Raw genomic sequence first — 11,954 nt, 5'->3', positions numbered from 1 at the left:
CGCGCCCCTCCTAGGCGGAGATCATGTTGTCGTAGGGGACCTGGCGCAGATAGAGCGCGCCGCAGGTGTGGCAGATCGGCTCGCTGGTGTGTGCCCAGTCGTGGTCGGTCAGCGTCGCGGCGTCGGCGGCCAGATCGCGCCCGCACAGGGCGGTCAGCCGACCGTCCTTCATCATGTGCCAGGCCTTGACCGTGCCCCCGCGCCCGTACTCGGCGCGCATTCCGTAGACGTTCATGGCCGAACCTCCTGGTGCCACTGGTGCAGTCGGCCCACTGTGACCAGCATGCTGCGGGAGTGACGCGCGCGCCACTCCCGCCACCGCGCCGCTACCGGCCTCGCTCGGCCTGGGCGACCAGCCCGTCCAGCAGCACGTCGAGGCCGAACTCGAAGCGCTCGTCGCCCTCGTTCCTGGTGAGCGGATCCACCATGGAGACGATCAGCGGGTAGCGCTCGGGCGGCAGCGAGCGGAAGAACGACCTCACGCCGTCCAGGTAGGTGTCGACCTGCGCAGGATCCTGGCCGGCGAATCCACCGCGCGTGCTCTCCTCGACGGCGGTTGCCACGACGTAGAGGCTCAGCGCGTCCACGGCGTAGGCAGCGACCTGCTCGGACAGGCCGCCGGCACGCATCAAGCCGAGCATGGTCTCGGCCGAGTCGAGGGCGTTGGGCGAGGTGGGGATATTCGCCTCCATCGCGGCGCGGGCCAGGTCGCGGTGGGCGACCAGGTTGTCCCTGGCCTGGCACAGGAAGTCCTTCACCTGCTCACGCCAGCGGGCCGGGTCAGGCTCCGGATGGCGCATGTCGGCGTAGACGCGGTCCAGCACCAGGGCGACCAGTTCGTCCTTGTTGGCGACGTGGGCGTAGAGCGACGCCGCGCCGGTGCCGAGCTCCTGGGCGACGCGACGCATGTTCAGGGCGTCCATGCCCTCTGTGTCGATCACCCTGAGTGCCGTCTCCACGATCAGGTCGCGGCTCAGGGTGCGGCGGCGGGGCTTGCGGGCGTCCGGGCCGAAGGCGGGGGGCCAGGTGGGAGAGGGCGCGCTGGTCATGCCGACAGCCTAATTGACACGAACGACGTTCGCCTAGTAGAACAGTGTTCGTTCGAGACGAACGTTGTTCGTTCACGCCAAGCCTGGGGGAACTCTCATGTCCACCACCGCCCACTCCGTCGACCCCGACCCACCCGCCACGGCAGACCCCGACGCCGATACTGACACCGGCCATCCGCTGCGCTGGGTCGCCCTCGGTGTCGTGCTCCTCGCCGAGATCATGGATCTGCTCGACACGACGATCGTCAACGTCGCCGCGCCCGCCATCCGCAGCTCGCTCGGCGGCGGCACCGCGCAGATCCAGTGGATCAGCGCCGCCTACACCCTCTCCTTCGCCGTCCTGCTCATCACCGGCGCGCGGCTCGGCGACCTGTTCGGCCGCAAGCGGATGTTCGTCATCGGCTCGCTCGGCTTCACCCTCTGCTCCGCGCTCTGCGCGGCCGCCGCCGACTCCGACATGCTGATCGGCTCGCGGGCGCTGCAGGGCGGCTTCGCCGCGCTGATGATCCCTCAGGGTCTCGGCATCATCCGCAGCGTCTTCTCCGCGAAGGAGGTCGGCGGCGCGTTCGCCGCCTTCGGCCCGGTGATGGGCCTCTCCTCCGTGCTCGGCCCCACCCTGGGCGGCTTCCTGGTCAGCGCGGACGCCTGGGGCACCGGTTGGCGGCTGGTCTTCCTGATCAACCTCCCGCTCGGCCTCGCCGCCGCGCTGCTCGGCGCCCGCGTCATCCCCGCCGACACCGCTGTCGCCGAAGCGCGCCGCCTCGACCTGCCCGGCGTGGCGCTGTTGAGCACCGCCGTCGTCCTGCTGGTCTACCCGCTGGTGCAGGGCCGCGAGCTGGGCTGGCCCCTCTGGACCTACCTCGCCATGGCCGCGTCGCTGCCGGTCTTCGGTCTCTTCGCGGTCTACCAGCGCCGGCTCGCCGCGACCGACCGCTCGCCGCTGGTCGAGCCGACGCTCTTCCAGGGCCGGTCGTTCCGGTCCTCGGTGGTCGTCGTCGCACTCTTCTCGGCGGCCATGTCCGGGCTGATGCTCACCTTCACGCTGACGCTTCAGCTGGGCGCGCACTGGACGCCGCTGCACGCGGGCGCCACGCTCATCCCGCTCTCGCTCGGCATCGTCGCGGGCGCGATCGCGAGCGGCGCGGCACTCGGCCCCCGCTTCGGCCGCAAGGTCATCCACGCCGGCGTCGCGATCATGGTCCTCGGCACGCTGGCCCTCTGGGCGAGCTTCGCGCACTGGGGTCTCGCCATCGACAGCTGGCAGCTGCTGCCCGCGCTGCTGCTCACCGGCATCGGCATGGGCCTGCTCATGGGCCCGCTCTTCGACATCGCGCTGGCGGGCGTCTCCGACGAGGAGTCCGGCTCGGCCTCCGGCGTCCTCAACGCCCTGCAGCAGCTCGGCGGCTCGGTCGGCGTGGCGACGCTGGGCACCGCGTTCTTCTCCTGGAGCGCGACCCACGGAACGGTCACCGCGACCGGCTGGACCCTCGGCTGCGTCGCCCTCGGCCTGCTCCTCGCGGGCGCGGCCGCCCTCGCGATGCCCCGCATGCCCCGCGAGGGCGCGGGCCACTGATGCCGGACCGGCCAACCGTAGGGGCCAGCTACGGTCGCGGTCGCGCCTCCCAGTCCGCCGGCGGCACGAGGCGGCCGTGGTGGACGGTGAAGCCCAGCTCGCGCAGATACGGCCGCGCCTGCTCCAGCAGCGACAGCACCCTGAAGCTGGTCCGGAAGCAGAGCGCGGCCAGCGGCAGTTCCACCAGGAAGGCCATCAGCAGGGCGGCGACCAGCTCGCCCCGCGTGGGCGAGAGCATCACGTCGAACCAGGCGTCGGTGACGAGCAGCGCCCCGGCCACCGCCGTCACCAGTGCGCTGCGCGGCGAGAGCCGCAGGATGCGCACCGCGCAGCCGGTGAAGACGATGATCAGCATCGCGTCGAAGCCACCCCAGGCCACGTCCCAGTGGGCGGCGCGCTCCCGGCCGGGCAGGGTGAGGAAGAGCACGATCGTCCAGGGGACCAGCACCAGCGCCGAGCAGAAGTAGACCAGCGCGAGCCGCGGGCGCACCACACGCTCGCTGTGCCCGCTGCCCTCCAGCGCACTCGCCAAGAAAGCGGGCGGCTGGAGGAAGTGCGGCAGGCGGCTCTCCCAGTGCTCCCAACGCCCCCGTTGACCCTCAGGCGACATCGTCGGGCTCCTGATGGTTCGGCACATAGCCGAGGTCGATCGGGGCCGACGGGGGTCCGTCCCGGCGCAGGTCGTCCAGGAGGGTGACGAGCTGCGGCGGCCAGAGCACCTCGGTGACCTCCGCGAGCTCCTGCGGGGTGAACCAGCGGCAGCCCAGGATCCCGTCCGCCGCGAAGGAGGCCGTGAGGTCGCCGATCGGGTCGCGGCGCGGGGCGGCGGCCAGGAAGATCACCTCGTGCTGGCGGACCAGCCCCTCATCGCCCCGGTGGTAGTCGTGTTCCCAGCGCCAGAGCGCGGGCCCGGTGACGACGTCCGTCCAGCCGGTCTCCTCGACCGTCTCGCGCGCCGCCGCCGAGAGAGGATCCTCGCCCTCGTCCAGGCCGCCGCCGGGCAGCACCCAGTGCGGGCCGACCTCGGCGTCGTGGTGCCGCTGGAGGAAGACCGCGCCGTCCGGGTCCAGCACGAGCAGCCGGGCGGCGGCGCGGCGCGGGCGCTCGCGGGGGACGGGCCGCTCCGCGAGCAGGAAGCCCCCGCCGTGGGTGAGGCGCTCCGCGCCGTAGCGGGCGGCGAGTTCGGGCGCGCCGACGTCGTGCACGAGCCAGCCGTGCCGGCGCAGCCACTGCGCGGCGTCCTGCCCCAGCCCGCCGCGCCACAGTGCCGTCGAGCCCGCCATGTCGGGATCGGCGATCGCGAGCCGCAGCACCGGACGCAGGCTGCGGCCTTCGACGAGGGAGAGTCGGCTGCCGGGCGCGGACACCGCGCCGAGCTGCCGAAGCAGCCTGTCGGCCTCCTTCGCGTCGAGGTAGATCAGCAGGCCCTCGACCAGCCAGGCGGTCGGCGCCTCGGGGTCGAAGCCCGCGGCGGTCAACGCGCCCACCCAGTCCTCACGCAGATCCGCCGTCAGCACCTGGCGCGACACGCCCGCTCGTGCGCCCTCGTCAGCGAGGACCCGCTCCTTGAAGGCGACCATGTCGGGGAGGTCGAGTTCGAAGAGGCGTACGCCGTCCGGCCAGTCCAGGCGGAAGGCTCGCGCGTCGAGGCCGGCCGCGAGCAGCACGACCTGCGTGCAGCCGCCCTCGCGGACGGCGCTGAGCAGGTAGTCGTCGAAGTAGGCCGTGCGCAGCACCAGATGAGCGGCCATGGCCGCCCACGCCGGGCTCGGCCCGCGGCGGGGTGCTCGGTCCGGCGGGGCCGCTGCGGCGGCCGCGCGGACGAAGGCGGCGGCATAAGGGTCGTCGAAGAGCCGGTCCTCGCGTGCGCTCTCGGCCGCGCGGGCCAGGGCGACGCCGAGCGCGGTGCGGCCCACTCCGTCGTGCAGATGATCGTCGGTCACCCGGCCAATCTAAGCGGCGTGTCGTCCGGTGCGGAACAGGGTTTCCGGACCAGCCGCTTGGGGGTCGCCGAACGGCGTGGTGCGAATGGGTGAATGAGATCTTCCGTCTCTTCTATTCACGCAGGTCATTCCATATTCCCGGCCCGGGAAATCCATTTTCAAAAGCTTCCTTCGGATACTCCAGAAGGCTCAGGAATTGCGCTCTAAACCAGTGGTGACAAGAATCACAATGGTCCGGCGGAACGTGAAGATCCCATAAAAACGTGCCAATACTGTCCGCCGAACGAACAAGTCCTCGCCACCGTGGCGGGGCGGTCCGGCCGGACGCCTAGTCTCGCCACCGGTCGGACGCCAGGTGCTCACACACACCTGACAGGCGAGAACGGGAGACCCAGGCAGTACGGAGCGGAGCACGACACGCCGCTCCTTGGGGTGAAGCCACCCGCACGAAAGAGTGCGGTCGGCCGGGCAGCTTCTGGAGCCCGAACCCGACAGGGACGACTTTCGTAGGCGGTTCCGGAAGGGCTTCAGCATGTCTGCGTCCCATGATTCTGCGCGCACCCATGCCCACCGGCTGAAGGCCGGGATCACCACTCTCGCCGCAACCGGCGTACTCCTTGGCGGGACCGCGCTGGCCGCGCCCACGGCCGACGCGAGCAACCTGACCATAGGGCAGAAGGCCCTGCGGATCGCCGAGTCCAAGCACGGCGACCCCTACCGCTGGGGAGCCACCGGCCCCAACGCGTTCGACTGCTCGGGCCTGACGTACTACGCCTTCCGGCACGCCGGAAGGAAGCTCCCCAGGACGGCCCAGGCGCAGTACAACCACGTCAAGCACATCTCGTTCCGGCAGCTGCGCCCGGGCGACCTGGTGTTCTTCCACTCCGGCTCGTACGTCTACCACGTGGGCATCTATGCCGGGCACTGGGAGATCTGGCACTCCCCGCACCCGGGCACCTACGTGAAGCTGGAGCACATCTGGTCCGACTCGGTCTGGTTCGGACGCGTGAACTAGCGGGCGACCACGGGTCACCCCTGGGCGGCTGCCGAGCGGCGGGCCTCGTCGAGGATCTCCATCACCTCCAGCGAGGCCTGCCAGGGCATCAGCGGACTCTCGGTCAGGCCCTCGCGCAGGCAGCGCATCACCTCAGCGGCCTCGTGGGCGAAGCCCTTGCCGACATAGGGGACCTCGATGCGCTCGCCCTCTCCTTCGTCCCCCCGATACAGCGTGAAGTGGTCCGGGCGGAAGAAGACCGGCGGCAGCTCGATCCGGCCCAGCTCACCCGCGATCGAGGCGCGGCAGGGCGTACCGGCGACGATGCCGCAGCTCAGCGCGGCGAGCGCGCCGTCGGCGTAGCCGAGCAGCAGCCCGGTGTTGGCGTCGACGCCCTCGGGCGTCAGGCTCGACCAGGCCCGGACCTGGGCCGGGGCGCCGAGCAGCAGATGCGCCAGGCTGACCGGGTAGACGCCCAGGTCCAGCAGGGCGCCGCCGCCGAGGGCCGGGTCGCGCAGGCGGTGGGTCGGCTCGAAGGGCCCGGCGATGCCGAAGTCGGCGTGGACGGTCCGCAGTCGGCCGATCGCGCCGTCGGCGATCAGCGAAACGACCTTCCTGATGGCCGGGTTGCACCGCATCCACATGGCCTCCATCAGGAACACCCCCCGCTTGCGGGCGAGTTCCACCAGGTCGCGGGCCTCGGCGGCGTCCATGGTCAGCGGCTTCTCGCAGAGCACCGCGCGTCCGGCGTCGAGGCAGAGCGCGGCGGCCTCGTGGTGGTGGCTGTGCGGCGTGGCGACGTAGACGACGTCGATGCGCTCGTCCCTGGCCATCGCCTCCCAGCTGCCGTACGCGTGCGGAATCCCGTGGCGCGCGGCGAAGGCGTCGGCGGCGGCCTGCGTCCGCGACGCTACGGCGAAGACCTCCGCGTCCGGGAGCAGCTTGAGGTCTTCGGTGAAGTCAGTGGCGATCGCGCCGGTGGCCAGGATGCCCCACCGTATGGTCCGAGTCATGAGGCTCATCCCATCACGGGACCGGGGCTCTCGGGGAGCCCTGAGCGGAGGAGGTCAGTCCGCCAGCGGCCCGCGCGACGCCAAGGCCCAGAGCAGGCAGATCGGCGCCCAGTGGCACGGCCCGCGCCTTCGCCGGCTCCCGGCTGGTCACCTTCCCCGGCGTCGGGCACGACCTGCCTGCCGCACTGTGGCCGACCGTCGCCCGCGAGGTCCGCGAATTGGCGACCGTAACGAAGTCCGCGCGGTCCCGATGGACCCGGGCAGCCGGACGGCTTCTACGCCCGCTGACGCGCGCCCCCGGGCGCGGTCGCGGCCAGGACCGAGACGGCCCAGGCGATCTGCTCGTCCGTCAGGTCGGCACGGGCGGTGAGGCGCAGCCGGGAGTCGCGGTCGGGGACGGACGGCGGCCGGAAGCAACCGACGCCGAGGCCGCGCGCGCGGGCCTCGCCGGCCCAGGCGAGCGCCGCCTCCGGAGAGGGCGCGCGGACGGATACCACGGCGGCGTCCGGCTCGCTCGCCCGCAGGCCCTCCGCACGTAGTCCGTCCGAGAGCGACCGCGCCACCTCGCGGGCGCGGTCGGCGCGCGCCGGGTCGGCGCGCAGCACGCGCAGCGCGCCGAGCGCGGCTCCGGCCGCGGCGGGGGCGAGGCCGGTGTCGAAGATGAAGGTTCTGGCCGCCTGGACGAGGTGCTCGATCACCCGGCGCGGGCCCAGCACCGCGCCACCCTGCGCGGCCAGCGACTTCGACAGCGTCAGCGTCGTCACGACGTCCGGCGCGCCCGCGAGCCCCGCCGCGGCCGTCGCCCCCGCGCCGCCGGGCCCGAGCACGCCGAGCCCGTGCGCGTCGTCGACGACGAGCGCCGCGCCGTGGTCGCGGCAGGCCCGGGCGAGCTCGGCGAGCGGCGCGGCGTCGCCGTCGACGGAGAACACGGCGTCGCTGACGGCGATCGCCCGCTCCTCGTCACGCGCGGCGAGCTCGGCGCGGAAGGCGTCCGGGTCCTTGTGCGCGGCGCGGGCGATCCGGGCCCGGGAGAGGCGACAGCCGTCGATGAGCGACGCGTGGTTGAGCGCGTCGGACACGATGAGCGCGCCCGGACCGCTGAGCGCGGTGAGCGCGGCCATGTTGGCGGTGTAACCGGAGGAGAAGACGAGCGCGGCCTCGGCCCCGCAGAAGTCGGCGAGCTCGGCCTCGAGTTCGGCGTGCAGCTCGGTGGTGCCGGTGACCAGTCGCGAACCGGTGGACCCGCCGCCCCAGCGGATCGCGGCGTCGGCGGCAGCGCCGGTGACGCGCGGGTCGTGGGTGAGCCCGAGGTAGTCGTTGCTCGCGAGGTCGAGCAGGTCGCTCTCGGCGGCGCGCGGCCGCAACGTCCGCACCAGTCCGGCGCGGCGCCGGTTCTCGGCGGCGACGTCGATCCAGGCGAAGGGGTCCGCGGTGGCGATGGTCATGCGCCGACCTTGCCAGGTCCGTGACAGCCCGGACAACTCAGCCCGGATGCGACATGGATCACGACGCTGCGCATCCCCCCACCTGGGCGGCGCCACCGCACGCCTCCAGGCTGCCCCGGCGCGCAGCGTGAGTCCTCGCGATCTCCCGGCTCGGGCGGCTCCGCCTCCCAGCCCGGCGTTCACCCCCGCCCTCCGGGGCACTTGGTTCGCGCCCCGCCTCGCAGCCCGCAGCCCACGGCCCGACGTCGCGCTGCCGGACACCACCCGCCCGCTCTCGGGCCAGGTCGCCCTCGTCGCCGGTGGCACCCAGGTTGGGGCGCGGGATCGTCGTGGAGCTGGGGGCAGCTGGGGCGACCGTCTACGTCACCGGGCGAGGGGCGATTCGCTGTGACCCGCAGGCCCTGAGCCCTCAGCCCTCAGCCCGAGCAGGCGCCGCGCTGGGCCTGCTGCCACTCGCAGCGCGCGCAGCGCGGCAGGCCCGGGGTGTCGGCGGCGTAGTCCGTCGGCTCCTGGCAGAGCACGCACGCGGCCACCGCCTCGCCCGGCGCCGCCGGGCGGCACTCGACGGCGTCGGGGACGACGGCGCAGTAGTCCTCGTCAGCCATTGATCCGCGCCGACCCTGCTCAGCCGTTCCAGATCACGTCGTCGGCGAGCTGCGCCGAGAGGTACCAGACCGGAGTCACCAGATCCTCCGTCGGCTGCACCGCGCCGCTGGCGTACGCGGCCTGTACGACCGTCACGAAACGCCCCACCTGCTCGACCCGGAACTGTGCCGACGCCTCCGCCGCGGTGACCCCGGGGAGCGCGTTGCCCGGCTCGTGGAAAGTCGTCGTGCCGGCCGTGTTCAGCTGTGGCTTGGCCTTCTTCGCCGTCGCCGCGTCCGGGTAGACGAGCACGGTGACCGAGGCGACCAGCGCACGGTCCGTGCTGACGTACGAGGCCGTCAGGTAGTCCTGGCAGGACGCGCTCGCCGCCTTCGGCACCGCCGGTGCGAGCGCGTCCGCGCAGGAGAGGCCGGTGCCGACGGCGTAGCGGGTCGCCTCGAACGCCGTGGGGTTGGTCGGCGTGACGGGAATGTCCGCCTTCGCCGGGAGGACCGCCAGGGCCATTTCCGCGAGCGAGGACGGCGCGGCCTCCGACTGCCCGTTGCCCGCGGGCACCGCGATGCTGTCCTGGGAGACGTCGCCCGAAGCGCTCGCCGCGCTCGCACCACCGCCGGCGTAGTGAACCTCCGCCCAGGTCGCCACCGCCGCGGACACGGCGAGCACACCCAGCAACGCGACGGTGCGTGAGCGGCGCGGCCGGTGCTCGGGGGTCGGCTCTCCCCTGGTCGTCATGCTGGAAAGTGTAGGGCTCGGACCTGCGTCCGAACGAGTGGGGTGATCCTCTTTCCTCACCGCTTCCCCCGCCTCATACACACCCCTGACATGGGACGATTGCTGCCCGAGTTGGAAGATCTATGACAACACGACCAGTGCTGTGTGAGATGTTCTATGCAGTTCCGCACTGGCGGCGCTCGATCCCGGCAGGGCAGGATCGCCATCATGGATCTGCTCGACACCCTCGTGACCAAGGCGCTCGACCGCGAACTGCCCACCCGTGAGGAGGCACTGGCCGTCCTGGCCACCTCCGACGACGAGCTGCTCGACGTCGTCGCTGCTGCGGGCCGGGTGCGGCGCGCCTACTTCGGCCGTCGCGTGAAGCTCAACTACCTGGTCAACCTCAAGAGCGGGCTCTGCCCCGAGGACTGTTCCTACTGCTCGCAGCGACTGGGCTCGAAGGCCGAGATCCTCAAGTACACCTGGCTCAAGCCGGACCAGGCCGCCGCCGCCGCGAAGGCGGGCGTCGCCGGTGGCGCGAAGCGCGTCTGCCTGGTCGCCAGCGGTCGCGGGCCGACGGACAAGGACGTCGACCGGGTCGCCGACACCATCGCGGCGATCAAGGAGGAGAACGAGCAGGTCGAGATCTGCGCGTGCCTGGGCCTGCTCTCCGACGGCCAGGCCGACCGCCTGCGCGACGCCGGCGTGCACGCCTACAACCACAACCTCAACACCTCCGAGTCGACCTACGAGGACATCTGCTCCACGCACGACTTCGCCGACCGCGTCGACACCGTGCAGAAGGCGCAGGCCGCCGGGCTGTCCGCCTGCTCGGGTCTGATCGCGGGCATGGGCGAGAGCGACAACGACCTGGTCGACGTCGTCTTCGCGCTGCGCGAGCTGGGCTCGGACTCGGTGCCGGTCAACTTCCTGATCCCGTTCGAGGGCACCCCGCTGGCCAAGGAGTGGAACCTCACCCCGCAGCGCTGCCTGCGCATCCTGGCCATGGTCAGGTTCTGCTTCCCCGACATGGAGGTCCGCATCGCGGGCGGCCGTGAGGTGCACCTGCGGTCGCTGCAGCCGCTGGCGCTGCACCTGGCCAACTCGATCTTCCTGGGCGACTACCTCACCAGTGAGGGACAGGCCGGTCAGACCGACCTCGACATGATCGCGGACGCCGGCTTCGTGATCGAGGGCTCGGACGAGGCGACGCTGCCGCGCGACCGCGAGCACGGCGAGCTCGCCCAGGTCGCCGTCCGCCGTCGCGGCGCGGGCACGGACCTGCCGCCGAACGCGTGATGGACGTCCAGACACTGCTGACGCTGGACCGCGCCCATGTCTGGCACCCCTACGGGGCGATGCCGGGCGCGGTCGAGCCCTTCCCCGTCGGCTCGGCGAGCGGCGTGCGGCTGCGGATGGCCCGGCCGGTCGAGGACAGGGACGAGCTGATCGACGGCATGTCGTCGTGGTGGTCCGCCATCCACGGCTACGGACATCCGGTGCTGGACGAGGCGGTGCGCGAGCAGCTCGGGCGGATGAGCCACGTCATGTTCGGCGGGCTCACCCACGAGCCCGCCGTGCGGCTGGCGGCGAAGCTCGTCGAGCTGACGCCGGAGCCGCTGCAGCACGTCTTTCTGGCGGACTCGGGTTCGGTCTCGGTCGAGGTCGCGGCCAAGATGTGCCTGCAGTTCTGGCGTTCGCAGGGTCGCCCGGACAAGCACCGGCTGCTGACCTGGCGCGGCGGCTACCACGGCGACACCTTCCACCCGATGTCGGTCTGCGACCCCGAGGGCGGCATGCACCAGCTCTGGAGCGGCGTGCTGCCGCGCCAGGTCTTCGCCGACGCCCCGCCGGACGGCTTCGACGCGCCGCTCGACCCGGCCTACATCGCCCACCTCGACGAGCTGCTGTCCCGCCACGCGGCGGAGGCGGCGGCGGTGATCGTCGAACCGGTCGTGCAGGGCGCGGGCGGGATGCGCTTCCACTCCCCCGCGTATCTGCGGGTGCTGCGGGAGCTGTGCGACGCGCACGACGTGCTGCTCGTCTTCGACGAGATCGCCACCGGCTTCGGCCGGACCGGCGCGCTCTTCGCGGCCGACCACGCGGACGTGGCGCCGGACGTGATGTGCGTCGGCAAGGCGCTGACCGGCGGATATCTGACGCTGGCGGCTGCGCTGTGCACGACGCGCGTCGCCGAGGGCATCAGCCGCGGCGAGGTGCCGGTGCTGGCGCACGGCCCGACCTTCATGGGCAACCCGCTCGCCACGGCGGTCGCGAACGCGTCGATCGAGCTGCTGCTCGCGCAGGACTGGCAGGTGGAGGTCAAGCGGATCTCGGCCGGGCTCTCGGCGGGTCTCGCCGCGGCGGCGGAGCTGCCGGGCGTGCGCGAGGTGCGGGTGCTGGGCGCGATCGGCGTGGTGCAGCTCGACCACGAAGTGGACATGCGGGCGGCGACGACGGCCGCCGCCCGGGAGGGCGTCTGGCTGCGCCCGTTCCGCGACCTCGTCTACACCATGCCCCCGTACATCACCGACGACGCCGACCTGGCCACCCTCTGCGCGGGCGTCCGCGCGGCGGCCCAGGCGGGCTGAGCACCCCCACCCTTTCCCGTAGGAGA

At 72.4% G+C, this 11,954-nt stretch carries 12 protein-coding genes and 1 pseudogene; 5 read left to right on the top strand and 8 right to left on the bottom strand.

What is annotated here, in order from left to right:
• Positions 1-10: 10 nt before the first annotated feature.
• On the bottom strand, positions 11-235 hold the full coding sequence (locus ABIA32_RS11570) for a hypothetical protein (RefSeq protein WP_370093944.1): 225 nt from the start codon (positions 233-235) through the stop codon (positions 11-13).
• 91 nt (positions 236-326) lie between these two features.
• Positions 327-1,049: a TetR/AcrR family transcriptional regulator gene (locus ABIA32_RS11565; RefSeq protein WP_370093943.1), complete on the bottom strand. Its 723-nt coding sequence runs from the start codon at positions 1,047-1,049 to the stop codon at positions 327-329.
• A gap of 97 nt (positions 1,050-1,146) precedes the next feature.
• Between ABIA32_RS11565 and ABIA32_RS11560 the strand changes: the two genes are divergently transcribed.
• The gene (locus tag ABIA32_RS11560) at positions 1,147-2,622 is read left to right on the top strand and encodes an MFS transporter (RefSeq protein WP_370093942.1); all 1,476 of its coding nucleotides are present in this window, start codon (positions 1,147-1,149) and stop codon (positions 2,620-2,622) included.
• Positions 2,623-2,650: 28 nt separating this feature from the next.
• On the opposite strand, the gene ABIA32_RS11555 is transcribed toward ABIA32_RS11560, so the two are convergent.
• Both ABIA32_RS11555 and ABIA32_RS11550 read right to left on the bottom strand, forming a co-directional pair.
• Complete coding sequence (locus ABIA32_RS11555) at positions 2,651-3,232, bottom strand: hypothetical protein (protein ID WP_370093941.1); 582 nt, start codon at positions 3,230-3,232, stop codon at positions 2,651-2,653.
• Positions 3,222-4,565, bottom strand: a complete 1,344-nt coding sequence (locus tag ABIA32_RS11550; RefSeq protein ID WP_370093940.1) for an SAM-dependent methyltransferase — start codon at positions 4,563-4,565, stop codon at positions 3,222-3,224. Before ABIA32_RS11550 ends, ABIA32_RS11555 begins: the two co-directional genes overlap by 11 nt.
• A gap of 532 nt (positions 4,566-5,097) precedes the next feature.
• Here ABIA32_RS11550 and ABIA32_RS11545 point away from each other — a divergent pair.
• Entirely contained in the window at positions 5,098-5,580 is a 483-nt protein-coding gene (locus ABIA32_RS11545) for a C40 family peptidase (protein ID WP_370093939.1), read from the top strand.
• Positions 5,581-5,594: 14 nt separating this feature from the next.
• Here the strand turns inward: ABIA32_RS11545 and ABIA32_RS11540 are convergent, their stop codons facing one another.
• Both ABIA32_RS11540 and ABIA32_RS11535 read right to left on the bottom strand, forming a co-directional pair.
• A complete protein-coding gene (locus tag ABIA32_RS11540; protein ID WP_370093938.1) occupies positions 5,595-6,581 on the bottom strand; it encodes a Gfo/Idh/MocA family protein in 987 nt (328 codons plus the stop codon).
• A 266-nt stretch (positions 6,582-6,847) separates the two neighbouring features.
• On the bottom strand, positions 6,848-8,017 hold the full coding sequence (locus tag ABIA32_RS11535; RefSeq protein ID WP_370093937.1) for an 8-amino-7-oxononanoate synthase: 1,170 nt from the start codon (positions 8,015-8,017) through the stop codon (positions 6,848-6,850).
• Between the two features lie 250 nt (positions 8,018-8,267).
• Between ABIA32_RS11535 and ABIA32_RS11530 the strand changes: the two are divergent.
• Positions 8,268-8,391: pseudogene (locus tag ABIA32_RS11530) on the top strand (short-chain dehydrogenase); the annotation flags it as partial.
• Positions 8,392-8,433: 42 nt separating this feature from the next.
• Here ABIA32_RS11530 and ABIA32_RS11525 read toward each other — a convergent pair.
• Together ABIA32_RS11525 and ABIA32_RS11520 are read right to left on the bottom strand one after the other, a co-directional pair.
• Positions 8,434-8,622: a hypothetical protein gene (locus ABIA32_RS11525; protein WP_370093936.1), complete on the bottom strand. Its 189-nt coding sequence runs from the start codon at positions 8,620-8,622 to the stop codon at positions 8,434-8,436.
• 19 nt (positions 8,623-8,641) lie between these two features.
• Positions 8,642-9,355: a hypothetical protein gene (locus ABIA32_RS11520; RefSeq protein ID WP_370093935.1), complete on the bottom strand. Its 714-nt coding sequence runs from the start codon at positions 9,353-9,355 to the stop codon at positions 8,642-8,644.
• A 207-nt stretch (positions 9,356-9,562) separates the two neighbouring features.
• On the opposite strand from ABIA32_RS11520, the gene bioB reads away from it, so the two are divergent.
• Entirely contained in the window at positions 9,563-10,636 is a 1,074-nt protein-coding gene (bioB, locus tag ABIA32_RS11515; protein ID WP_370093934.1) for a biotin synthase BioB, read from the top strand.
• Entirely contained in the window at positions 10,636-11,928 is a 1,293-nt protein-coding gene (locus tag ABIA32_RS11510) for an adenosylmethionine--8-amino-7-oxononanoate transaminase (protein WP_370093933.1), read from the top strand. Before bioB ends, ABIA32_RS11510 begins: the two co-directional genes overlap by 1 nt.
• Positions 11,929-11,954 lie beyond the last annotated feature (26 nt).

The organism is Streptacidiphilus sp. MAP12-20, assembly GCF_041262525.1.
Taxonomy (GTDB): Bacteria; Actinomycetota; Actinomycetes; order Streptomycetales; family Streptomycetaceae; genus Streptacidiphilus.
This window is presented reverse-complemented; position numbering and strand designations above follow the sequence as displayed.